This is a genomic window from Frateuria sp. (assembly GCF_035944355.1).
In the GTDB taxonomy this organism is placed as follows: domain Bacteria; phylum Pseudomonadota; class Gammaproteobacteria; order Xanthomonadales; family Rhodanobacteraceae; genus Frateuria_A.
Window position 1 is genome coordinate 152,270 of sequence record NZ_DASZBH010000012.1, and the last position, 22,746, is coordinate 175,015.

Genomic DNA, 22,746 nt, shown 5'->3' on the forward strand with positions numbered 1-22,746 from the left:
CGGCGAGGTGGGGGACCTCATCGTCGCACGCGGGCAAGGAATCTGAGCGCCTTCTCCCTGGCGGGGGGAGAGGGCGCTGGCGCTGCCTATTCGCCGATGGTCAGCAGCGAGGCGTTGCCGCCGGCGGCGGTGGTGTTGATGGTGAGCGTGCGTTCGCCGGCAAAGCGCAGCAGGTAGTGCGGGCCGCCCGCCTTCGGGCCGGTACCCGACAGCGCCTCGCCGCCGAAGGGCTGCACGCCGACCACCGCGCCGATCTGGTTGCGGTTGACGTAGCAGTTGCCCACGCGCGCGCGGCTCTGGATGAACTGCACGGTGTCGTCGATGCGGCTGTGGATGCCCAGGGTGAGGCCGTAGCCGGTGGCGTTGATCTGGTCGATCACGTTGGGGAGCTCGCTGGCCTTCCAGCGGATCACGTGCAGCACGGGGCCGAAGATTTCGCGCTGCAGGGTCTGCAGTGAAGGAATTTCGTAGGCGCGCGGGGCGAAGAAGGTGCCGTGGCCGGTGGTCGCCGGATCGAGCGGAACCTCGGCGATTTTCTTCGCCTCCTTGTCCATGCGCGCGGCGTGCTCGACGAGGATCTTCAGCGCGTCGGCATCGATCACCGGGCCGACGTCGGTGGAGAGCAGGCCCGGGTCGCCGACCTTGAGCTCGGCCATGGCGCCGGCGAGCATGCCGATCACCTTGTCGGCGATGTCCTCCTGCACGAACAGCACGCGCGCGGCCGAGCAGCGCTGGCCGGCGGACTGGAAGGCGGCGGAGATGACGTCCTTGACGATCTGCTCGGGCAGGGCGGAGGAGTCGGCGATCATCGCGTTCTGTCCGCCGGTCTCGGCGATCAGCGCGGCGATCGGCGCGTTGCGCGAGGCGAGCGCGCGGTTGATCGCCCAGGCGGTCTCGGTGGAGCCGGTGAAGGCCACGCCGGCCACGCGCGGGTCCTTGGTGAGCGCGGCGCCGACCACGGCGCCGTCGCCCGGCAGGTACTGCAGCACGCCGGCAGGGATCCCGGCCTCGTGCAGCAGCTTGACCGCCATGTAGCCGATCAGCGAGGTCTGTTCCGCGGGCTTGGCGATGACGGCGTTGCCGGCGGCGAGCGCGGCGGAGACCTGGCCGATGAAGATCGCCAGCGGGAAGTTCCACGGGCTGATGCAGACGAACACGCCGCGGCCGTTCAAGAACAGCTGGTTGCTCTCGCCGGTCGGGCCGGGCAGCTGTTCCGGCTGGCCGAACAACCGGCGCGCCATGGTGGCGTAGTAGCGCAGGAAGTCGGCCGCCTCGCGGATCTCGGCGATCGCGTCGGGCAGGCTCTTGCCGGCCTCGCGCACGCACAGCGCGATGAACTCGCCACGGCGTGCCTCGAGCTGGTCGGCGGCGTGCTCCAGGATGGCGGCGCGGCTGGCGGCCGGCAGGCGATCCCAGCCGGGCTGCGCGGCGGCCGCGTTGGCCAGCGCTTGGTCGGCCATGGCGGCATCGCCGGCGACGTAGCTGCCGATCACCTGGCGGCGGTCGGCCGGATTGGTGACCTGTACGCTCGCACCGGCGGCGTTCGCGCCCGGCACCAGCGGCGTGGCCTGCCACGGACCGGCGTGGCCGTTGACCGCTGCGGCGAGGGAGCGGAGTTCGTTGTCGTTGGAGAAGTTCACGCCCATGGAGTTCTTCCGAAGTTCGCCGTACAGGTTGACGGGCAGGGGGATGCGCGGGTGGGGGATGGAGGCGAAGCTGCGCACCGTTTCGCAAGGATCGGCCACCAGTTCGCGCACCGGCAGGCTCTCGTCCACCACGCGGTTGACGAAACTGGTGTTGGCGCCGTTCTCGAGCAGGCGGCGTACCAGGTAGGGCAGCAGGTCCTCGTGCGTGCCGACCGGCGCATAGACGCGGCAGGGCACGTCCAAGTTCTGCGGGCCGATCACCTCGGCGTAGAGGTCGGTGCCCATGCCGTGCAGGCGCTGGTACTCGAACGGCCTGCCCTTGGAGAGGTGGTGCACGGCCGCGATGGTGTGCGCGTTGTGCGTGGCGAACTGCGGGTAGATCAGCTCCACGCCGGCGTCGAACAGCTTGCGCGCGCAAGCCAGATACGAGACGTCGGTGTTCGGCTTGCGCGTGTAGACCGGGTAGCCGGCGAGGCCGTTCTCCTGCGCGCGCTTGATCTCGGCGTCCCAGTAGGCGCCCTTGACCAGGCGCACGTACCAGCGCCGGCCGGTCGCGCGTGCGGTCTCGATCAGCCAGTCGATCACGAACGGGGTGCGCTTCGAATACGCCTGCACCACTATCCCCAAGCCGTTCCAGCCCTGCAGCGAGGGATGCGCGAAGACGTCGCCGATGATGTCCAGCGACAGCTCCAGGCGATCGGCCTCCTCGGCGTCCACCGACAGCGCGATGCCCTGCTTCATCGCGAGCTGGCACAACTCGAGCAGCTTGGCGGTGAGGTCGCGCCGCGCGCTCGCGCGGTTGGCCACCTCGTAGCGCGGGTGCAGCGCCGAGAGCTTGACCGAGATCGACGGCGCGTCGGTATGGTTGGCGAACGGGCCGCGCGCGCCGATGCGGGTGATCGCGCGGCGGTAGTCCTCCTGGTAGCGCTCGGCCGTCTCGGCGGTGAGCGCGGACTCGCCCAGCATGTCGTAGGAATAGCGGTACATCGCGTATTCCTTCTTCGCGCAGCGGTCCAGCGCCTCGTCGATGCTGCGGCCCATCACGAACTGGTGGCCCATGATGCGCATCGCCTGGCGCACGGCCAGGCGGATCGCCGGCTCGCCGGCACGCGCGACCAGACGCTTGAGCGCGCCGGTGAAGTCGTGGCGGGTTTCCTCGGCCAGGTTGACCAGCTTGCCGGTGAGCATCAGGCCCCAGGTGCTGGCGTTGACGAACAGCGACTCGCTCTGGCCCAGGTGCCTCTTCCAGTCGGCATCGCCGAGCTTGTCGCGGATCAGTTTGTCGGCGGTGATCTTGTCCGGGATGCGCAGCAGCGCCTCGGCCACGCACATCAGCAGCACGCCCTCCTCGGAGGAGAGGTCGTACTGGCGCATGAAGGACTCGACCGCGCTCTGGTCCTTGGCGCGGGCGCGCACGCGGCTGACCAGGTCGGCGGCCAGGTCGATCACCTGCTCGCGCTCGACGGCGGGCAGCGTGGCCTGGGTCAGCAGGTCGTTGACCGCCTCGGTCTCGTCGCGCAGCCAGGCCGCGGTGATGCGCGCGCGGGCCGGCTCGGCGCCGGCGGGGAGTTCGGGGCTGAGAATGGGTTCGATCACGGGATGTTTCGTCGGGAACCGCAGGCGCGGCGGGGAGCCCGCGATTGTACGCCCCGCATGCAGGCGCACGCATCCGTGTGTGGCGGCACGCCCCGGAGCGATGCGCTTCCGCCGCGGCTGGTCCGGCCGGAAACGACCGGTGGCCGCAGCGGCAACCATGCATTGCGCACCGCGCGGTTGGGCGTCCACCGGCCGCTGCCGCGCGTTTCCCCGCGCCACGATCCAGGTCAGCCGAGTGCGACATTCTTGCCACTTTGCGATGCGGCGGCCTATCATTCCGCTGTTCCAGGCACGCCGGATCCCCATGATCGTGCTTCGACCAGCCGCCGCCGGCCTGCCGTGCGTGACGATGTGGCTACGGCCCAATCGCGCACTCAGCCGACGCGGACTGCGTCGCTTGATCGTGGTTCTGGCGGCCTTGGCGCTGACGACGGCCGGGCTGGGCGCGTGGCAGGGGAATGTGTTCGCTCCGCTGTTTGCCCTGGTCGAGTCCTGCGCGATGGCCCTTGCCCTGAGGCAGGCCTGGCGCGCGGGTGACCGCAGCGAACGCATCACCCTCGACGCCTCGTCGCTGGAAGTGCGCTCGCTGCCCGGGCGACGCCGCGCCTGCTTCCAGTCCTACTGGGTGCGCGTGCGGCTGGCGCCAGGCAATGGGCACGACCGTCTGCTGCTGGGGTCGCATGGACGCGAACTGGAGATCGGGGCCTTCCTCGCCGAGGAGGAACGCGCCGAGGTGGCTGGGAAACTCAAGGTGCTGCTGGCCGACGTGCAAGGCCAGCCGTGCAGGTAGCTACAACAAAGGTGCAGGACATGACATCTGGCGGCATCAGGTTCAAGGCATGGGCGGCAGCGGCCTGTGCGCTGTTCGGCGGGACGGCGTGGGTCAGTACGGCTTTGGCCAATCCCCAGCCGGGCCAGCTCAACATGACCCGCGGCGTGACCGAGTGGTCGTCCGAGCCTTACTTCCTCAACAACGTCGCACTCGGCGTTTGCATCGTGATCGGCGTCCTGGTGTTCGGCGCGATGTTCATCGCCATGTTCCGCTTCCGCAAATCGCGGGGCGCGGTGGCGGAGAAGTGGTCGCACAACACCATGCTCGAAGTGGTGTGGACCACCATCCCGGTGATCATCCTGATCATCCTGGCGTGGATGGCCACCGGCGGCCTGACCTCCTTCGCCGACACCACCGGCTCGCAGATGACCGTCAAGGTCACCGGCTACCAGTGGAAGTGGCGCTACGACTACGTCGACTACCAAGGCAAGGCGATCGACAAGGTCGGCTTCATGTCCAAGCTCGACGAGCAGAGCAACGAGACCCGCCAGCTCGATTCGGGTCTGGATCCGCGCGCGGTCAAGGTCGGTGACGAGAACACCTACCTGCTCAACGTGGACAAGCCGCTGGTGGTTCCGGTCGACACCAAGATCCGCTTCGTCATCACCGCCAGCGACGTGATCCACTCCTGGTGGGTGCCGGCGCTGGGCTGGAAGATGGACGCCATCCCGGGCATCGTCAACGCGGCCTGGACCAACATCAAGGTGCCCGGCACCTACCGCGGCCAGTGCGCCGAGCTCTGCGGCCAGGACCACGGCTTCATGCCGATCGTGGTGAAGGCGCTGCCGAAGGCCGAGTTCGCCCGCTGGCTGGCGCAGCAGGAGGCCGCCACCAAGGCGCCGCCGGCCACGCCCGCGACGCCGGCCTCGCCGACGCCCGCGAAGGCGTCGACCGCCGCGGCGCCGGCCATCCCGGCTGCAAAGACCGCGGGCAAGCAGGGCTAAGGCTCCGCACGTCCATCCGCTTTCCAAGTATTCGCATTAGGTAGAGGTGCAAGGCCATGGCCCACGCAGCCACCCACGATCACCACGACGAGCACCACGGTGCGCCGTCGAACTTCTTCACGCGCTGGTTCATGTCCACGAACCACAAGGACATCGGCACGCTGTACCTGATCTTCTCGCTGACGATGTTCTTCATCGGCGGCAGCTTCGCGATGGTGATCCGCGCCGAGCTGTTCAAGCCGGGCATGCAGCTGGTGCAGCCGTACTTCTTCAACGAGATGACCACCATGCATGCGCTGGTGATGATCTTCGGCGCGATCATGCCGGCCTTCGTGGGCCTGGGTAACTGGATGATCCCGTTGATGGTCGGCGCGCCGGACATGGCGCTGCCGCGCATGAACAACCTCTCGTTCTGGATCCTGCCGTTCGCCTTCGCGCTGATGCTGTCCACGCTGTTCATGCCGGGTGGCGGCCCGGCCGGCGGCTGGACCATGTATCCGCCGCTGTCGCTGCAGAGCGATTCGCTGCCCTACGTGGTGTTCGCCATCCACCTGATGGGCATCAGCTCGATCATGGGTGCGATCAACATCATCGCGACCATCCTCAACATGCGCGCCCCGGGCATGGACCTGCTGAAGATGCCGGTGTTCGTGTGGAGCTGGCTGATCACCGCGTTCCTGCTGATCGCGGTGATGCCGGTGCTGGCCGGTGCGGTCACCATGCTGTTGACCGACAAGTTCTTCGGCACCAGCTTCTTCAACGCCGCCGGCGGCGGCGATCCGGTGCTGTACCAGCACGTGTTCTGGTTCTTCGGCCACCCCGAGGTGTACATCATGATCCTGCCGGCGTTCGGGATCATCTCGGAAGTGATCCCGACGTTCTCGCGCAAGCCGATCTTCGGCTATAAGGCGATGGTGTTCGCGATCGCCTCGATCGCCTTCCTGTCGTTCATCGTGTGGGCGCACCACATGTTCGCGGTGGGCCTGCCGCTGGGCGCCGAGATCTTCTTCATGTACGCCACCATGCTGATCGCGGTGCCTACCGGCGTGAAGGTGTTCAACTGGGTGTCCACGATGTGGGGCGGCTCGCTGACGTTCGAGACGCCGATGCTGTTCGCCATCGCGTTCGTCATCCTGTTCACCATCGGCGGCTTCTCCGGCCTGATGCTGGCGCTGGTGCCGGCGGACTTCCAGTACCACGACACCTACTTCGTGGTGGCGCATTTCCACTATGTGCTGGTGACCGGCGCCGCGTTCGCGATCATATCCGGCACCTATTACTGGCTGCCCAAGTGGTGCGGCCACATGTACTCGGAGTTCTGGGGCAAGATGCACTTCTGGAACTCGGTGGTGTGGGTGAACGTGCTGTTCTTCCCGCAGCACTTCCTGGGCCTGGCCGGCATGCCGCGCCGCATCCCGGACTACAACGTGGCCTTCGCCAACTTCAACATGATCAGTTCGATCGGCGGCTTCCTGTTCGGCGCCTCGCAGCTGATCTTCCTCGGCGTGATCATCCACGCGGTGTTCTTCTCCAAGAAGAAGGCGTCCGACCGGGTGTGGGAAGGCGCGCGCGGCCTGGAGTGGACGGTGCCTTCGCCGGCCCCGCACCACACCTTCGCGCTGCCGCCGGTGATCCATGATGAAGAACTGGCCCACGGCCACGTCGATGACTGATGCAACGGGCACACCCGTCCTGGCGGCGGGTGTGTCGGGCGGACGCGAAACGATGAACGGGCAGGCAAGAGGCCGGGAGCCGTCGTACCGGACAGGCGTGCGGCGCACGCTCTGGATCGCCGGAACGATCGCGGTGGCGTTTTTCCTGCTCTCGATCCTGAGCATGCTCAAGATCGGCTAGTTAAGAGTTTTCCCCGGCGCGTCGCGGCGCGCCGGTCAGCAGTTCCCCGTGTGGCATGACGGGGATGGAAGCAAATCAAGAGATATCCACGGGGATCACTCATGGGTCAGCAGCAAGGCGCTTACTTCGTACCGGCCAAGAGCCAGTGGCCGATCGTGGCCGCGGTGGTCATGTTCATCACCGTACTCGGTGCCGCGCATTGGTTGAATGCCGCGCCAGGCGAAGCGGGCTTCGGCAAGACGGTCATCACCATCGGTTTCATCGGCATCCTGCTGATGTTCTTCGGCTGGTTCCGTTCGGTGATCCATGAATCGCTGGCCGGCCGCTACGACGCCCAGGTGGACCGCTCCTTCCGCATGGGCATGATGTGGTTCATCTTCTCCGAGGTGATGTTCTTCGCGGCCTTCTTCGGCGCGCTGTTCTACACCCGCATGTTCTCGGTGCCGTGGCTGGGCGGCGAGGGCCATGGCGTGCTGACCCACCAGTTCCTGTGGAACGACTACGCCGCGGCGTGGGGCGCCGGCGGCGGCAACGGCCCGGCCAACATCGGCGGCAACTTCCAGACGGTGACGCCGTGGGGCCTGCCGCTGCTGAACACGCTGATCCTGCTCACCTCCAGCGTCACCGTGACCATCGCCCACCATGCGCTCAAGGCCGGCCATCGCGGCAAGGTTCTGGTGTTCCTTGGGCTGACCGTGCTGCTGGGTGCCACCTTCGTGTATGCCCAGGCGCACGAGTACATCGAGGCCTACAAGGAGCTCAACCTCACCCTGCACACCGGCGTGTACGGCTCGACCTTCTTCATGCTGACCGGCTTCCACGGCCTGCACGTGACGCTGGGCACGATCATGCTGGCGGTCATCTGGCTGCGCGTGCTCAAGGGCCACTTCACGCCGGAGCATCACTTCGGTTTCGAGGCGGTGGCGTGGTACTGGCACTTCGTGGACGTGGTCTGGCTGGGCCTGTTCATGTTCGTCTACATCCTCTGAGCGACACCAGGCTCCGCAGAACAAAAAGCCCGCCGAATGGCGGGCTTTTTATTTGGACGCCGGATCAGGGGCGATGTGGGCGGCCGTGCACTAAATGTCGCGCTCGCGACCCCGGCCGGCGCCGCCGGCTACAATTAGCGGCCGACGCCGTGGGGCTGCAGCCAGCCCATCCAGATGCCCAGCATGATCATGGCGATCAGCACGATCGACAGGCCGATGCGCCGGGTCAGCGCCCAGGCGGTGCGTTTGCTGCCGCCCTTGTCGGTCATCATGAAATAGAGCGCCTGGCCGAGGTTGAACACCACGATCAGGAACATGATCACCAGCGCGATTTTGTAGATGGTTTCCACGTGAGCGGTCCGAACGACTTCCGAGCCGGCAGTATAGCCATGGCCGCCGAGGCCTCCGCGTGACACGTTGGCGCAGGCCGTCCTGGTGGAGCGTGCTGCTGAGCGTGGCTGCGGCCGCGCTGTTCGTGCGTCTGGGCGTGTGGCAGTTGCACCGGGCCGACTACAAGGAGAGCCTGGTGCGGCGTTATGCCGGCGCGGCGGCCGCCGCGCCGGCGCCCTTCGGGCAGGTGGCCGCGGCGCCGCCGGCCGACGCCTTTCCGCGGGTGTCGGTGACGGGCCGCTATCTGGGCGACCGTATCTACCTGCTGGACAATCCCCGCCACGACGCGCGGGGCGGGGTCGAGGCCTATGTGCCGCTGGAACTGGCGGGACAGCCCCGACTGCTGCTGGTGGATCTGGGCTTCCTGCCTGGCACCGGCAACGACAAGGCGCCGCAACTGCCGCCGTTGCCGCAGGGCGACGTGCGCCTGCACGGACTCTATCTGCCGCCACCGGGCGTCGGCCTGGAACTGGGCGGCGACGCGCTGGCCAGCCAGCCGCACTGGCCCAAGACCACCATCTACCTCGACCTGGCGCAGGTGGCCAGGGATCTGGGACGTCCGCTCTATCCGCGTGTGCTCGCGCTCGATGCCGATCCGGCGTCGATCTACCAGCGCGCGCATGCGTTCGATTTCTCCTCGATGCCGCCGGCGCGGCATCGGGCCTACGCCTTTCAATGGTTCAGCTTTGCGGTGGCGGTGTGGGTGATCTTCGCGATCCTGCACCGCAAGCGCCGCCCCCGACGCACGGACAACCGATGAGTACACCTGCGCCATCCGCGCCCAAGGCCGCCCGCCTCAAGCTCCTGGCCATCGCGGCCGTCTTCGCCGCGCCGATGATCGCCGCCGGCCTGCTCACCTTCGCCGGGTGGCAGCCCGGCGGGAAGGGCTACGGTCGGCCGGTCCAGCCCCAGCGCAACTTCGTCGACGAGCATCTGCGCGTGAGCCTGGCCGGCGGCGGCGACTACTCCTGGCGCGATCCGGGCCAGCCGCGCATGACGCTGGTCGCGCTGGCCGGACCCGGCTGCGCTGCGCGCTGCTTCGATGCGCTGAGCGGCATGGCCAAGGCCTGGGTCATGCTCAACCGCAACCAGCAGCGCCTGCGGCTCCTGTATCTGGGCGAGCCGCCGGCCGATGCTTCGCAGCTGGCGGCGGTGAAGACGTACTGGACGTTCGGGCGCGACGACGCGGGCAAGCTGGCGGCCTTCCGCCCGGCCAAGGCCGACAGCGTGAGCGCGCTGCTGGTCGAATCCGACGGAACGGCCCTGGCTTTCTATCCGGCAGGCTTCGACGGCACCGGCCTGATGCGGGACGTGATCAAGGTGGTCAAATGAGCGCGCACGACAAGACGATGCAGGCGAACGTGGGTGCCCATGCCGGCGCTTCCAGCGAGGCGGGTGCGCGCAAGCTGCGCCGGATCATGCGCTGGCTGGCGCTGGGCGCGGCGGTGTTCGCCTTCGGCGTGGTTATGTTCGGCGCGTTCGTGCGGCTGTCCAATGCGGGGCTGTCCTGTCCGGACTGGCCCACCTGCTACGGACAGGTGACCTGGCCGCATCACGAGCAGGCGGTGGCACGCGCCGATGCGGCTTTCCCGGACCGGCCGTACGAGGCCACCAAGGCCTGGCGCGAGCAAGTGCATCGCTTCCTCGCGGGCACGCTGGGCGTCCTGGTGCTGGCCCTGGCCTTGCTTGCCGCCTGGCGACCACGCCGGGCGCGACTGGCCGTGGTGCTGGGCGCCGTGTTCGCGGCCGGCGGGGTGAGCCTGTACATGCACGGCGAGCATGCATGGTCCTCGCTGCTGGCGGTGATCGCCATCGCGCTGCCGCTGGCGGCGGCGGCCGGTCTTCCGCGTCCCGGCGCCTGGCGGCTGGCCGTGCTGGCGCTTGCGGTGATCATCTTCCAGGCCATGCTGGGCATGTGGACGGTGACGCTGCTGCTCAAGCCCATCGTGGTGATGGGCCACCTCCTGGGCGGCATCACCACCTTCGCGCTGCTTGCCTACGTCGCGCTGCGGCTGGCCGGCGTCGGCGCGCCGGACGCACGCCATGCGTCCCTGCGCCGATGGATCGCGCTGGGCATCGTGCTGCTGGCGTGCCAGATCGCGCTCGGCGGCTGGACTTCGTCCAACTATGCCGCGCTCGCCTGCGGCACCGGTCCCGACGCGTTCCCCAAATGCCTCGGGCAATGGGCGCCGCCGACCGACTTCAAGCAAGGCTTCGTGCTCTGGCGTGGCATCGGCGTGAACTACGAGGGCGGCGTGCTGGACATGGCGGCGCGCAGCGCGATCCAGATCGCGCACCGCATCGGTGCGCTGGTGGTGTTCGCCTATCTCCTGTGGCTGGGACATCGCCTTGCCCGGCGCGGCTTGCGCCTGGCAGGCGTGGCGATCGGCGTGGTGCTCCTCGCGCAGGTCCTGCTTGGCATCAGCAATGTGCACTTCGGCCTGCCGTTGCCGGTCGCCACGGCCCACAACGGCGTGGCCGCATTGCTGCTGTTCACGCTGCTGGCGACACTGGCACGCACGCAGCCGCGCACGGATGATGCGGCATCGGCATCCGTGGAGCTCCCGCGATGAGCGCGCATCTGCGCGAATACCTGCAACTGACCAAGCCGCGCGTGGTCGCGCTGCTGGTGTTCTGTTCGGTGATCGGCATGTTCCTGGCGGTGCCGGGCATCCCGCCGTGGCGCGCGCTGGTATTCGGCACGCTCGGCATCTGGATGGCGTCCGGCTCGGCCGCCGCGTTCAATCATCTGATCGACGAGCGCATCGACAAGCTCATGGCCCGCACCGCGCGCAGGCCGCTGGCCACCGGTGCGCTGAAGCCTCGCCAGGTACTGGTTTTCGCCATCGCACTGGGGGTCGTCTCGATGCTGGTGCTGGCGCTGCTGGTCAATCCGCTGACCGCGTGGCTCACCTTCGGCGGGCTGATCGGCTACGCGCTGGTGTACACCGCCTATCTCAAGCGCGCCACGCCGCAGAACATCGTGATCGGCGGCCTGGCCGGCGCGATCCCGCCGGTGCTGGGCTGGACCGCGGTGACCGGGCAGCTGCACGCCTTCGCGTTGCAACTGTGCCTGATCATCTTCGTCTGGACCCCGCCCCATTTCTGGGCGCTGGCGATCTTCCGGCGGGACGACTACGCGCGTGCGCAGATCCCGATGCTGCCGGTCACCCACGGCGTCGCCTACACGCGCTGGCACGTGCTGTTCTACACGGTGCTGCTGGTGCTGGTGACGCTGCTGCCCGCGCTGACCGGCTTCAGCGGCGCGGTCTATCTGGGCGGCGCCATGGTGCTCGGCGGCGGCTTCCTCTACTACGCCGTGCGCCTGCTCAATCCGCCGGACGAGTTTTTCGCCATGCGCGTGTTCAAGTACTCGATCGTGTACCTGATGGCGCTGTTCGCCTTCCTGCTGGCCGACCACTGGCTGCTCGCGCCCGTGCAGGATGCGGGCTTCGTACTGCAGCACACGACGTGAAGCCGCTGCGCGCTTGACACGAGCCCGCTCCATGACCACAATGCGCGCGCCCACCGGCGCGCTTGCGCCGCGGCATTCCCCAAGACCTTCCAAGGCATATGGACGTCTACCCTAGTCGCAACGTCGACATCCGCGAGCATCGGGTGCCGGCGTCGCATTACAAGCTGATCGTCTGCGGCGACCGCCTGCGGTCGGCCGGCGCTTTCCTCGACTAGGGAAGCCCGGCCTGATCCCGAAGGGTGCCGCGGGCACCGTTTCGAGGAGCAGGCCATGAAACTCCTTCGCAATCCTTTCTGGTGGCGCGCGCTGCGCCGACTGGCCGCCGGCCGTGGGCGCCGCGTGCCGCAGGCCTACACCGTCACCGTGCCGGCGCCACTGCCGGCGAGCAACGTGGTCGAGTTGCGCCGCCCGGTCGTGCAGGCGCCGGCCGGCCCGTCGCTGCCGCGGGTGGCCAACGCATGATTCTTCGTCCACTGTGCAAGGGCTGGCCTCCGCCAGCCGCAAAGCCCGTCGGCCGCACTCGCGGCCACGCCCACGGGCGGTAGAGCGCGCGCGTTCGTCCGCACCGGCACCAAGCGATCAACGGGAAGCGGACAGATGATCAGGAAAACTCTCCAGAACACCGCCAAGGCGGTCGGCAAGGCCGCGGCGGTACCGGCGCGCGTGGTGGCCGCCGAGCAGGCCCTGCGCGGCAACGACGAGCTGCTGGCGGCATTGTCGACCTCGACCGCCGGATTGGACGAGGCGCAGATCACCGAGCGCCTGCACCGCGACGGACCGAACGAGGTGGCGCACGAGAAGCCGCCGCACTGGTCGCGCCAGCTGCTGCGCGCGTTCAAGAACCCCTTCATCGTGGTGCTGCTGGTACTGGCCGGCGTGCAATTGGGCACCGACAGCAGCGACCTGGCCGGGCCGCTGATCATCGGCGCCATGGTGTCGATCAGCGTGCTGCTGAGCTTCATCCAGGAATACCGCTCCAGCCGTGCCGCCGAGAAACTCAAGGCGATGGTGCGCAACACCGCCACGGTCACCCGCCGCGCCAGCGACGGCCACAGCGAGCGGATCGAGGTGCCGGTGGCCGAGCTGGTCGCCGGCGACATCGTGCACCTGGGCGCGGGCGACATGGTGCCGGCGGACCTGCGCCTGCTCAGCGCCAAGGACCTGTTCATCAGCCAGGCCATCCTCACCGGCGAGTCGCTGCCGGTGGAGAAGGCCGCGCCGAGCGCGCACGGCATGGTCGTGGCCGAGGCCGCCAACCCGCTGGACCTCTCCAGCGTCTGCTACATGGGCACCAACGTGATCAGCGGCACCGCCACCGCCGCGGTGGTGGCGACCGGCGCGCGCAGCTACCTGGGCTCCATCGCGCATACGCTCTCCGGCGAGCGCGTGCAGACCAGCTTCGACCGCGGCGTGCGCTCGGTGAGCTGGCTGCTGATCCGCTTCATGGCGGTGATGGTGCCGGTGGTGTTCCTGATCAACGGCCTGGACAAGCACGACTGGCTGCAGGCGTTCCTGTTCGCGCTGTCGGTGGCGGTGGGCCTCACCCCCGAGATGCTTCCGCTGATCGTCACCGCGAACCTGGCCAAGGGCGCGTTGGCGATGTCCAAGCGCAAGGTGGTGGTCAAGCGCCTGAACGCGATCCAGAACTTCGGCGCGATGGACGTACTGTGCACCGACAAGACCGGCACGCTGACGCTCGACAGGATCGTGCTGGAGCGCCACCTGGACCTGGACGGCGAGGCCTCCGGCGAGGCGCTGGAGTTCGGCTATCTCAACAGCCGCTTCCAGACGGGCCTGAAGAACCTGATGGACAAGGCGGTGCTGGCGCACCGGAATCTTGAGCCGATGGCTGCGCGCTTCCAGCTCGTCGATGAGATCCCGTTCGATTTCCAGCGCCGGCGCATGTCGGTGGTGCTTTCCGGCGGCGACGGCCAGCACCTGCTGGTGTGCAAGGGCGCGGTGGAGGAGATGCTCGCCATCTGCACCGCCGCACGCCAGGACGGCATCGACGTGCCGCTCACCGATGCCCGCCGCGCCGAGATCCGCGCGATGACCCGGCATCTCAACGAGGATGGCCTGCGCGTGCTTGTGGTGGCGGTCAAGCGAGAGAACCCGAGCGGGCGCACCTACGGCCTGGCCGACGAGGCAGGGCTGACTGCGATCGGTTGCCTGGCTTTCCTCGATCCGCCCAAGGACTCGGCGGCCACCGCGATCGCCGCGTTGCGCCAGCACGGCGTGGCGGTGAAGGTGGTCACCGGCGACAACGAGGCGGTGACGCGCAAGATCTGCCGCGAGGTGGGGCTGGACGTCAGCCACTCGGTGCAAGGCCGCGACATCGATGCGCTGGACGAGGCCGCGCTCGATGGCGTCGTGGCGCGCACCACCGTGTTCGCCAAGATGTCGCCGCTGCAGAAGGCGCGCGTGGTCGAGGCGTTGCAGCGCCAGGGCCACACGGTCGGTTTCCTCGGCGACGGCATCAACGACGCGCCGGCGCTGCGTGCGGCGGACGTGGGCATCTCGGTGGACAGCGCCACCGACATCGCCAAGGAGTCGGCCGACATCATCCTCTTGGAGAAGAACCTGATGGTGCTGGAGGAGGGCGTGCTCGAGGGCCGCGTAACCTTCGGCAACATCATCAAGTACATCAAGATGACGGCCAGCTCCAACTTCGGCAACGTGTTCAGCGTGCTGGTGGCCAGCGCCTTCCTGCCGTTCCTGCCGCTGCTGCCGCTGCAGGTGCTGGTGCTCAACCTGCTCTACGACATCTCCCAGCTGACCATTCCGTTCGACCGCATGGACGAGGAATATCTCACCAAGCCGCGCAAGTGGGACGCCAGCGACATCGGCCGCTTCATGATCTGGATCGGCCCGGTCAGTTCGATCTTCGACGTCACCACCTTCCTGCTGCTGTGGCACGTGTTCGGCGCCAATTCGGCGGCGCACCAGTCGTTCTTCCAGAGCGGCTGGTTCATCGAGAGCCTGCTGACGCAGACGCTGGTGGTGCACATGATCCGCACGCGCCGCATCCCGTTCCTGCAAAGCGTGGCGTCGGCGCCGGTACTGGCGCTCACGGGCGCGATCATCACCATCGGCCTGGCGGTCCCGTTCGTCGCCTTCGGCACGAAGATCGGCATGGTGCCCTTGCCGACGGCTTACTTCGGCTGGGTGGCACTCACCGTGCTCACCTACTGCGCGCTCACGCAGCTGGTCAAGCTGCTCTACATCCGTCGCTACGGCCGCTGGCTCTGACGGAAGCAGGAGAGCCGCAATGTCCCTGGACGACGCAGTCCGCCGGCCTCGTCCATCACCGGAGAACGACGAGCTTGGATCCAGACCCTAGTACCTCTGCAGCTTCGCACCATTTCTCGCACTGACGTCGCTCTTGCGTCGGCTCGCCCGAGCCGCCCCTGACGCGGCGGACGGTGTCGCTCCGACGCGGACGGGATCGGCGGCAGCACTGCGGCTGCCGTGTTTCCCCCTCGCTTGTCCGGTGCCGCGGCCACGCCCGCGGCACCGGCGCATGCCCATCACAGGGGAAACTCATGCTGTTCCGTACACCGAAAAACCTGTCGGTCCTGATCTTCGCCATTGCGGTGCCCGTGCTGATGGCGGCCTGTTCCCATGCTGACCACGTGCAGGCGGCCGCCCCGTCGATCACCGACGACCACGGCCTGCTGCACATTCCGGCGGGATCGCCGTTGCGCAGGCGCGTCAAGGTGCAGCCGGTCGAATCGGGCGGGCTGCCCCGTGCGCTTTCGGTCCCGGCCGTGATCGAAGCGGACCCCGCACACACGTTGAACGTGCAGGCCCCGGTGACGGGGCGCGTGATCGAGCTCAAGGTCGGGCTGGGCGACCGCGTCAAGCGAGGGCAGGTGCTGGCGTTGATCGCCTCGGGCGATTATGCGCAGGCGCAGGCGGACCGCGCCCGGGCGGCCGATGCGCTGGCCCTGGCGAAAAGCGGGCTTGCGCGCGCCGAAGGCGTGCAGCGCGCCGGCGGTGCCGCACAGAAGGACCTCGAAGCCGCGCGCAGCGGCTACCAGCAGGCGCAGGCCGAAGACATCCGCGCGCAGGCGCGCTTGGCCTCGCTCGGCTCCCCGGCTCCCGGATCGCGCGGGGCGGGGCGCATGGCCCTGCTCTCGCCGACCGACGGCAGCATCACTTCGCTGTCCACTGCCGCGGGCGCGTTCGTCAACGACCCGAATGCGGTTCTGATGACGGTGACCGACATAGGCCATGTCTGGGCGACCGCCAACGTGGCGGAAAACGAGTCGTCGCTGGTGGCACCGGGCCAGCTCGCCGAGGTGACGCTGCCGGCGCTGCCGGGCCGCCGTTTCCGGGGCGCGGTGCAGTCGGTCAGCGACGTGGTGGATCCCGATTCGCGGCGCGTCAAGGCGCGCATCGCGCTGGCCAATCCCGATGGGGCGATGAAGGCCAATATGTTCGCCACGGCCGTCCTGATGGTGCCGCAGCCCGGCGCGCTGCTGGTTCCGCAGTCCGCGCTGCTGATGAACAACGACAGTGTCACCGTGTTCGTCGAGGTGTCTCCCTGGACGTTCGCCCGCCGCACGGTGGAGCTGGGCCCGGACGAAGGTGGACTGGCGCGCATCGCCAAGGGCCTGCGGCCCGGCGATCGCGTGGTCGTGGCCGGTGGGGTGCTGATCAATGATTGAGAAGCTCATTGCGTGGTGCCTGCGCAAGCGCACGCTGGTCTTCGGCGTGGCGGCGCTGGTCATGGTCTACGGCTACTACGCCTGGACCCAGCTGGCCGTCGAGGCCTATCCCGAACTCAGCGACGTCACGGCGCAGGTCACCACCCAGGTCCCCGGCCTGGCGGCGGAGGAAATCGAGCAGCAGATCACCACCCCGCTGGAGCGCGCCCTGGCCGGGACGCCGGGCATGGTATCGATGCGTTCCAGCAGCACCTTCGGGCTGTCGCTGATCACGCTGGTATTCCGCGACGGCGCGGAGGACTACTGGTCGCGCCAGCGCGTCATGGAGCGCATCGCCGGCGTCACCCTGCCGGGTGGCGCCGTGCCCTCGCTCGACCCGGTCTCCGGCCCGGCCGGGGAGATCTATCGCTACACGCTGGAGTCCGATACCCGCAACCTGATGGAGCTCTCGGAAATCCAGCGCTGGGAGGTCATCCCCGCACTGGAGCAGGTGCCGGGAGTGGCCAACGTCGACAACTTCGGCGGCTTCACCAAGGAGTTCCAGCTGGAGGTGGACCCGCAGAAGCTGCTGCAGTACGGCGTGGGCATCACCGACGTGGCGAACGCCATCGGCGCCAACAACGCCAATGCCGGCGGCGGCCGCATCAGCCGCGGCGAGCAGTCGTACGTGATCCGCGGCGAAGGCCTGCTGCGCACGCTGAAGAACCTGGGCGACGTCGTAGTGGCGCAGCACAACGGCAGCCCGGTCCAGGTTCGCGACCTGGGCACGCTCCGCTACGGCCACCAGGTCCGCGAGGGCATCCTGGGCAAGAACAACAATCCGGACACGATCGAGGGCATCGTCGACCTGCTGAAGTACGAAAACCCGTCCCGCGTGCTCGACAGCATCCACGCCAAGGTGGACGAGCTCAACCGCCGGCTCGCCGCACAAGACGTACGCATCGTGCCGTACATCGACCGCGACGACCTGGTGAAGGCCACGGTCAGCAAGGTGTCGCACACCGTCGTGGAGGGCGTCGGCCTGGTTTGCATCGTGCTGATCCTGTTCCTCGGCAGCCCGCGCAGCGCGCTGGTGGCGGCGGTGACCATTCCGTTCGCGTTGGTCGCCGCGTTCATCGTGATGCACTTCACCGGCATGCCGGCCAACCTCTTTTCGCTGGGCGCCATCGACTTCGGGGTGATCGTGGATGGCGCGATCGTGGTGACCGAGGCGATCCTGCGCCAGCGTGAGGGGCGGCCACAGGCGTACCTGCACGAGGCCGACGTACTGGATGCCACCCGGCAGGTGGCGCGGCCAATCTTCTTCGCCACCCTGATCATCGTCACCGCCTACGCCCCCCTGCTGGCGTTCGAGCGCGCCGAAGGCAAGCTGTTCTCGCCGATGGCGCACACCGTGGGCTACGCCCTGCTCGGCGCGCTGCTGTGTGCGATCACGCTGGTGCCGGCGCTGGCCTGGCTGGCGCTGCGCAAGCCGCGCAAGGTGCTCCACAACAAGCCGCTGGAGCGTCTGCAGGCAGGCTATCGGCGTGCGCTGGAATGGCTCCTGGCCAGGCCCCGCGTGACCTGCGCCGCGGCCGGCATGGCGCTGGTCGCCGTGCTCGTGCTGGGCTCGACCATCGGCCGCGAATTCCTGCCCGAACTGGACGAAGGTTCCCTGTGGCTGCAGGTGCAGTTGCCGAGCGGCCTGTCGCTGGAGAAGGCGAGCGAGATGGCGAGCGAGTATCGCCGCGTGGTCGGCGCGTTCCCCGAGGTCAGCTATGTGGTGACCCAGCTGGGCCGCAACGACACCGGCACGGACCCGTGGACGCCCTCCCACATCGAGTCCGGCGTGGGACTCAAGCCGTATGACACCTGGCCCTCCGGTGAGACCAAGGCGCAGTTCGTGCGCCGCCTCAACGAGCGTCTGCAGCAGATCCCCGGCATCAGCGTGGGCATCAGCCAGCCGATCATCGACGGCGAGAATGACATGATCGGCGGTGCGCACAGCCCGCTGGTGCTGCGCATCTACGGCGACGACTTCAGGGAATTGCGCCGCATCGGCGGCGAGATCGTACAGGTGCTCAAGGGCATACCGGGCACGGCCGACGCGTCCATTTTCCAGGAGCCGCCGATCCCGCAGGTGGTGGTGAACGTGGACCGCGATGACGCTGCGCGCTATGGCATCAACGTGGCCGACATCAATACGCTGGTCCAGACCGGCGTGGGTGGTGCGCCGATCACCCAGGCCTACGTGGGGGATCGCGTGTACAACGTCACCGCGCGCCTGCCGCACCAGGTGGCCGCCAATCCGCAGGCGCTGGGACAGCTCGTGCTGACCGCGCCGTCGGGCGCACGCGTTCCGCTGGCGATGGTGGCCCACATCAGCCTGCGGAGCGGCGAGAGCACCATCGCGCACCAGGGCGGCGAGCGTCAGCTCACCGTGCGCATCGACAACCGCGATCGCGCCCTGTCCGATTACCTGGCCGAGGCGCGGCAGAAGATCGCGGCCAAGGTCAGCTTCGACCCGCAGCACTATCGGCTGGAATGGGCCGGCCAGTTCGAGAACCAGCAGCGTGCGCAGGCGCGCCTGGTGCTGGTGATGGGCCTGGTGCTGGCGGTGATGGCGGTGCTGCTGTTCGCCGAATTCGGCAGCCTGCGGCAGGCGCTGCTGGTGCTGGGCGTGGTGCCGCTGGCCACGCTGGGCGGCCTGATCTCCCTGCACTTGAAGGGCGAAACGCTGAACATCGCCACGGCAGTCGGCTTCATCGCGCTGTTCGGCGTCGCGGTGCAGAACGGCATCATCATGGTCGCCAACTTCAATCGCATGCGGCGCGAAGGCCACGGCGTGCGCGAGGCGGTAGTGCTCGGCGCCTGCGAACGCTTTCGTCCGGTGCTGATGACCGCATCGGTGGCAAGCGTGGGCATGTTGCCGGCGATGCTGGCCACCGGCATCGGCACCGACGTGCAGCGTGGCCTCGCCACCGTGGTGGTGGGCGGCCTGGCGATAGCCACCCTGCTCACCCTGTTCATTCTGCCGGCGCTCTACGACACCCTCGAGCAATTCGTGGAGCGCCGTCGCCGCCACGCGCGGCCGGCCGAGGAGATCTGACATGCGTATCCATGCCAAGCATTACCTGCGCGGCACTCTGGCTGGCGGCCTTGCGTTGGCCCTGGCAGCCTGCGCCGTCGGCCCCGATTACCGCCGGCCGCCGGCGCCCACGGCCCTGCGCTACACAGCCGAGGTCCAATCCGACACCACGGCTTCCGCCCCGGTGCCGGGTGGCGCTGCCCAGCGGCTGGTGAGCTCGATGGACATCCCCGGCCAGTGGTGGACCCTGTTCCGCTCGGAGCCGTTGAACGCGCTGATCGAGGAAGCACTGCGCCGCAACGCGGACGTGGAAGCGGCGCACGAAGCTCTGCGTGCGGCCTGGGAGAGCGTCTACGCACAGCGTGGCGCCTATTTCCCGCAGGTCGAGGGCAGCGTCGAGTCGACACGCCAGCACATCGCCAGCGACCTGGCCAGCCCGGCACAGTCCGGCGCCAGCCTGTACAGCCTCACGACAGCCCAGGTGAGCGTGTCCTATGCCCTGGACCTGTGGGGCGGCACGCGGCGCCAGGTGGAATCGGCCGTGGCGGCGGCGAACGTGCAACGCTTCCAGCTGGAGGCGACCTACCTCACCCTGACCAGCAACCTGGCCAACGCGGCCATCGAGGAAGCCTCGCTGCGGGCACAGATGCAGGCCACGCAGGAGATCATCCAGGCGCAGTCGAAGATCCTGGCGACCGTGCAGCGGCAGTACGCCCTGGGCGACCTGCCCGAGGCCGCCGTGGCGGCGCAGGTAACCGCGCTGGAACAGAGCCGCGCCGCCCTGCCGCCGCTGCAGAAACAGCTCGCCCAGCAGCGCGATCTGCTGGCCGCATTGAGCGGGCGTACACCCGACCAGGGTATCGACGCGCGCTTTACTCTGGACGACCTGCACCTGCCCAGCGAACTGCCGCTCAGCTTGCCTGCACGGCTGGTCGAGCAACGCCCCGACGTGCGCGCGGCGGAGGCGCAGCTGCATGCGGCCAGCGCCGAGGTGGGCGTTGCCGTCGCTGCGCGCCTGCCCAACGTGCAGATCGATGCCAGCTTCGGTCGCGCTGCGGAGGGAGCCGGCGAGCTGTTCAAGGCCGGCAGCGGCTTCTGGAACCTGGGTGCGGGCGTCACCCAGCCGCTATTCGATGCCAATTCGCTTCGGCACCGGCAGCGGGCCGCCGAAGCCGGTTACCGCCAGGCCGCCGCGCAATACCGTAGCGCCGTGCTGGCTGCCGTGCAGAACGTGGCGGACGTGCTGCAAGCGGTACAGGCCGACGCCCATGCGCTGGCCGCAACCCAACGCGCCGAACAGGCGGCCGCGCGCAGCCTGGATATCGCCCGGCGCCAGCTCGCACTAGGCGACCTCGGCGAGAGCGCGCTGCTCGAAGCGCAGCTCGCGTGGCAGCAGTCGCGCATCGCCCTGGTGCAGGCCCGGGCCGAGCGCTACAGCGACACCGTAGCGCTGTTCCAGGCGCTGGGCGGCGGCTGGTGGCATCGCGACGACACGACGGCGTCGACTGGAGGGAAGTGAAAACGGGAGCGGCATCGTGGCCGGCTGATGCTTGGCATCAGCCCGCTTAGGCGTCCTCAGTCCGCCTCCAGCCTGTCGTCGCCCACCGCCCGCGGCGATTGCCGGGCGTAGCGGCGCGCCAGCATCGCGCACACCATCAGCTGCAACTGGTGGAAGATCATCAGCGGCAGCAGCAGCGCGCCCAGGCCGCCGGCCTGCCCGGCGAACAGGATCTTCGCCATCGGCACGCCGCTGGCGAGACTCTTCTTGGAACCGCAGAACACCAGCGTGATGCGGTCGGCGCGGGCGAAGCCGAGCAGCCGCCCGATCATGCTGGTCGCCAGCAGCGCCAGCGCCAGCAGCAGCGCGCCGACGCCCAGCATGGCCAGCAGCGCCAGCGGCGCCGTGGCGCGCCACAAGCCCTCGACCACCGCCTCGCCGAAGGCCGCGTAGACCACCAGCAGGATGGTGCCACGGTCGGTCAGGCCCAGCAGCGGGCGATGCCGGTCGACCCAGCCGCCGATCCACGGCCGCAGCAGATGGCCGGCGGCGAACGGCACCAGCAGCAGCTTGACGATCTTCCAAACCCCGCCCGCGGCTGGCGCGTGCGTCACGCCGGTGGCGAGCAGCGCCTCCACCAGCAGCGGCGTGAGCACGATGCCGATCAGGCTGGAGAGCGAGGCGCTGACCACCGCCGCCGGCACGTTGCCGCCGGCGATGGAAGTGAAGGCGATGGAGGACTGCACGGTCGAGGGCAGCGTGCAGACGAACAGCATACCCAGCGCCAGCGGCGGCGTCAGCAGCCTGTCCGCCAGCGGATGCAGCAGCCAGCCCAGCAACGGGAACAGCATGAAGGTGCTGGCGAACACCGCCAGGTGCAGCCGCCAGTGCGTCATCCCGCGCACGATCGCCTCGCGCGAGAGCTTGGCGCCATGCAGGAAGAACAGCAGCATGATCGCCGCGTCGGTCAGCCGGTCCAGCCACAGCGCGGCCTCGCCCCGGCAGGGCAGCACGCTGGCCAGGCCGACCGTGCCGATCAGGGCGAGGATGAAGCCGTCCGGCAACAGCGGGCGCAGGGAGAAAGAGGGCATGGCGGGGCAAGGGAAGCGAGGCGCCGGATGGCGCGCGATTGTAGTGGCGCGTGCGTCGACGTTGGGCTCTCAGTCGTCGCTGCGGCCCGCACGGCAGCGCCGCCTCCACCACAGCCAGCCCGCGACCAGCGCCGCCACGACGGCCAGCATCCACATGCCGTGCTGGCTGCGGCCGATCCACATGGCCAGCCACTCGCGGTTGTTGGCGCCCGCGTAGCCTAGGTACACCCACACCGGCACGCTGATCAGCGCGGCCAGTCCATCGAGCAGCAGGAAGCGCAGGAACGATACGCGGTGCGTGGCGCCGGCGGTGACGTACACCGCCGTGCGCATGCCCGGCAGGAAGCGCGCCAGGAACAGCAGGCGGTTGCCGTAGCGGGCGAACTTCTCCTGCACCTTCGCGTAGCGCGCCGGCGTGAGCAGCCGCGCCACCAGCGGCCATTGCATGATGCGCGCGCCATGGCGATGGCCGAGCAGGAACATCGCCGCGTCGCCCACCAGCACGCCGACCAGCGCGATTCCAGCCATCGCGTGCACGTTGGCGTAGCCCAGCCCGGCGATCACGCCGCCGGCGATCAGGGTGATGTCCTCCGGCAGCGGCGCGCCGGCGCCACACAGCAGCAGCGCGGCGAACACTGCCGCGTAGCCGCTTTCGGCGAACAGCAGGATCAGCCGCTCAAGCAACTGCATTCGT

The 22,746-nt window shown here is 68.6% G+C and carries 18 protein-coding genes; 14 read left to right on the forward strand and 4 right to left on the reverse strand.

From position 1 onward, the window contains the following. Window positions 1-86 precede the first annotated feature (86 nt). A complete protein-coding gene (gene putA / locus VGU03_RS09615; protein WP_327480161.1) occupies window positions 87-3,242 on the reverse strand; it encodes a bifunctional proline dehydrogenase/L-glutamate gamma-semialdehyde dehydrogenase PutA in 3,156 nt (1,051 codons plus the stop codon). Window positions 3,243-3,591: 349 nt separating this feature from the next. Here putA and VGU03_RS09620 point away from each other — a divergent pair, with 349 nt between their 5' ends. From VGU03_RS09620 to VGU03_RS09640, 5 genes are all read left to right on the forward strand, one after another. After that, window positions 3,592-4,032 (forward strand): DUF2244 domain-containing protein, encoded by a 441-nt coding sequence (locus tag VGU03_RS09620; protein WP_327480298.1) that lies wholly within the window; start codon window positions 3,592-3,594, stop codon window positions 4,030-4,032. A 20-nt stretch (window positions 4,033-4,052) separates the two neighbouring features. Next, complete coding sequence (gene coxB, locus VGU03_RS09625) at window positions 4,053-5,018, forward strand: cytochrome c oxidase subunit II (protein WP_327480162.1); 966 nt, start codon at window positions 4,053-4,055, stop codon at window positions 5,016-5,018. Between the two features lie 56 nt (window positions 5,019-5,074). Continuing rightward, window positions 5,075-6,691 (forward strand): cytochrome c oxidase subunit I, encoded by a 1,617-nt coding sequence (gene ctaD / locus VGU03_RS09630; protein ID WP_327480163.1) that lies wholly within the window; start codon window positions 5,075-5,077, stop codon window positions 6,689-6,691. Beyond that, a complete protein-coding gene (locus VGU03_RS09635) occupies window positions 6,654-6,872 on the forward strand; it encodes a hypothetical protein (protein ID WP_327480164.1) in 219 nt (72 codons plus the stop codon). The genes ctaD and VGU03_RS09635 overlap by 38 nt, the downstream gene beginning before the upstream one ends. 101 nt (window positions 6,873-6,973) lie before the next feature. Continuing rightward, window positions 6,974-7,861: a cytochrome c oxidase subunit 3 gene (locus VGU03_RS09640; RefSeq protein ID WP_327480165.1), complete on the forward strand. Its 888-nt coding sequence runs from the start codon at window positions 6,974-6,976 to the stop codon at window positions 7,859-7,861. A 134-nt stretch (window positions 7,862-7,995) separates the two neighbouring features. Here VGU03_RS09640 and VGU03_RS09645 read toward each other — a convergent pair whose 3' ends face one another. After that, window positions 7,996-8,211 carry a twin transmembrane helix small protein gene (locus VGU03_RS09645; protein WP_327480166.1) on the reverse strand — a complete coding sequence of 72 codons (216 nt, stop codon included), beginning with the start codon at window positions 8,209-8,211 and terminating at the stop codon, window positions 7,996-7,998. A gap of 59 nt (window positions 8,212-8,270) precedes the next feature. Between VGU03_RS09645 and VGU03_RS09650 the strand changes: the two genes are divergently transcribed. The 9 genes from VGU03_RS09650 to VGU03_RS09690 all read left to right on the forward strand — a co-directional run bounded on the left by VGU03_RS09650 (window position 8,271) and on the right by VGU03_RS09690 (window position 20,982). Then, window positions 8,271-9,011 carry an SURF1 family protein gene (locus VGU03_RS09650; RefSeq protein ID WP_327480167.1) on the forward strand — a complete coding sequence of 247 codons (741 nt, stop codon included), beginning with the start codon at window positions 8,271-8,273 and terminating at the stop codon, window positions 9,009-9,011. Then, window positions 9,008-9,583 carry a hypothetical protein gene (locus VGU03_RS09655; RefSeq protein ID WP_327480168.1) on the forward strand — a complete coding sequence of 192 codons (576 nt, stop codon included), beginning with the start codon at window positions 9,008-9,010 and terminating at the stop codon, window positions 9,581-9,583. The genes VGU03_RS09650 and VGU03_RS09655 overlap by 4 nt, the downstream gene beginning before the upstream one ends. Window positions 9,584-9,669: 86 nt before the next feature. Next, entirely contained in the window at window positions 9,670-10,824 is a 1,155-nt protein-coding gene (locus VGU03_RS09660; RefSeq protein ID WP_327480299.1) for a COX15/CtaA family protein, read from the forward strand. Beyond that, window positions 10,821-11,726 carry a heme o synthase gene (gene cyoE, locus VGU03_RS09665; protein ID WP_327480169.1) on the forward strand — a complete coding sequence of 302 codons (906 nt, stop codon included), beginning with the start codon at window positions 10,821-10,823 and terminating at the stop codon, window positions 11,724-11,726. Before VGU03_RS09660 ends, cyoE begins: the two co-directional genes overlap by 4 nt. 270 nt (window positions 11,727-11,996) lie before the next feature. Beyond that, window positions 11,997-12,188, forward strand: coding sequence for a hypothetical protein (locus VGU03_RS09670; RefSeq protein WP_327480170.1), 192 nt, complete (start codon window positions 11,997-11,999; stop codon window positions 12,186-12,188). 135 nt (window positions 12,189-12,323) lie between these two features. After that, entirely contained in the window at window positions 12,324-14,975 is a 2,652-nt protein-coding gene (mgtA, locus tag VGU03_RS09675; RefSeq protein WP_327480171.1) for a magnesium-translocating P-type ATPase, read from the forward strand. Between the two features lie 173 nt (window positions 14,976-15,148). Continuing rightward, window positions 15,149-16,396 (forward strand): efflux RND transporter periplasmic adaptor subunit, encoded by a 1,248-nt coding sequence (locus VGU03_RS09680; protein ID WP_327480172.1) that lies wholly within the window; start codon window positions 15,149-15,151, stop codon window positions 16,394-16,396. Next, entirely contained in the window at window positions 16,389-19,484 is a 3,096-nt protein-coding gene (locus VGU03_RS09685) for a CusA/CzcA family heavy metal efflux RND transporter (RefSeq protein WP_327480173.1), read from the forward strand. The genes VGU03_RS09680 and VGU03_RS09685 overlap by 8 nt, the downstream gene beginning before the upstream one ends. Before the next feature lies 1 nt (window position 19,485). Next, window positions 19,486-20,982 carry an efflux transporter outer membrane subunit gene (locus VGU03_RS09690; RefSeq protein WP_327480174.1) on the forward strand — a complete coding sequence of 499 codons (1,497 nt, stop codon included), beginning with the start codon at window positions 19,486-19,488 and terminating at the stop codon, window positions 20,980-20,982. A gap of 56 nt (window positions 20,983-21,038) precedes the next feature. Here the strand turns inward: VGU03_RS09690 and VGU03_RS09695 are convergent, their stop codons facing one another. Both VGU03_RS09695 and VGU03_RS09700 read right to left on the reverse strand, forming a co-directional pair. After that, window positions 21,039-22,052, reverse strand: coding sequence for a bile acid:sodium symporter family protein (locus tag VGU03_RS09695; RefSeq protein ID WP_327480175.1), 1,014 nt, complete (start codon window positions 22,050-22,052; stop codon window positions 21,039-21,041). A 69-nt stretch (window positions 22,053-22,121) separates the two neighbouring features. Then, complete coding sequence (locus VGU03_RS09700; RefSeq protein WP_327480176.1) at window positions 22,122-22,742, reverse strand: DedA family protein; 621 nt, start codon at window positions 22,740-22,742, stop codon at window positions 22,122-22,124. Between the last annotated feature and the right edge of the window lie 4 nt (window positions 22,743-22,746).

Coding starts and splice junctions, on each gene's coding strand:
- VGU03_RS09620 (WP_327480298.1), top strand. CDS start 3,592: ATGTGGCTACGGCCCAATCGCGCACTCAGCCGACGCGGACTGCGTCGC.
- coxB (WP_327480162.1), top strand. CDS start 4,053: ATGACATCTGGCGGCATCAGGTTCAAGGCATGGGCGGCAGCGGCCTGT.
- ctaD (WP_327480163.1), top strand. CDS start 5,075: ATGGCCCACGCAGCCACCCACGATCACCACGACGAGCACCACGGTGCG.
- VGU03_RS09635 (WP_327480164.1), top strand. CDS start 6,654: ATGATGAAGAACTGGCCCACGGCCACGTCGATGACTGATGCAACGGGC.
- VGU03_RS09640 (WP_327480165.1), top strand. CDS start 6,974: ATGGGTCAGCAGCAAGGCGCTTACTTCGTACCGGCCAAGAGCCAGTGG.
- VGU03_RS09655 (WP_327480168.1), top strand. CDS start 9,008: ATGAGTACACCTGCGCCATCCGCGCCCAAGGCCGCCCGCCTCAAGCTC.
- VGU03_RS09660 (WP_327480299.1), top strand. CDS start 9,670: ATGCGCTGGCTGGCGCTGGGCGCGGCGGTGTTCGCCTTCGGCGTGGTT.
- cyoE (WP_327480169.1), top strand. CDS start 10,821: ATGAGCGCGCATCTGCGCGAATACCTGCAACTGACCAAGCCGCGCGTG.
- VGU03_RS09670 (WP_327480170.1), top strand. CDS start 11,997: ATGAAACTCCTTCGCAATCCTTTCTGGTGGCGCGCGCTGCGCCGACTG.
- mgtA (WP_327480171.1), top strand. CDS start 12,324: ATGATCAGGAAAACTCTCCAGAACACCGCCAAGGCGGTCGGCAAGGCC.
- VGU03_RS09685 (WP_327480173.1), top strand. CDS start 16,389: ATGATTGAGAAGCTCATTGCGTGGTGCCTGCGCAAGCGCACGCTGGTC.
- VGU03_RS09690 (WP_327480174.1), top strand. CDS start 19,486: ATGCGTATCCATGCCAAGCATTACCTGCGCGGCACTCTGGCTGGCGGC.
- VGU03_RS09695 (WP_327480175.1), bottom strand. CDS start 22,052: ATGCCCTCTTTCTCCCTGCGCCCGCTGTTGCCGGACGGCTTCATCCTC.
- VGU03_RS09700 (WP_327480176.1), bottom strand. CDS start 22,742: ATGCAGTTGCTTGAGCGGCTGATCCTGCTGTTCGCCGAAAGCGGCTAC.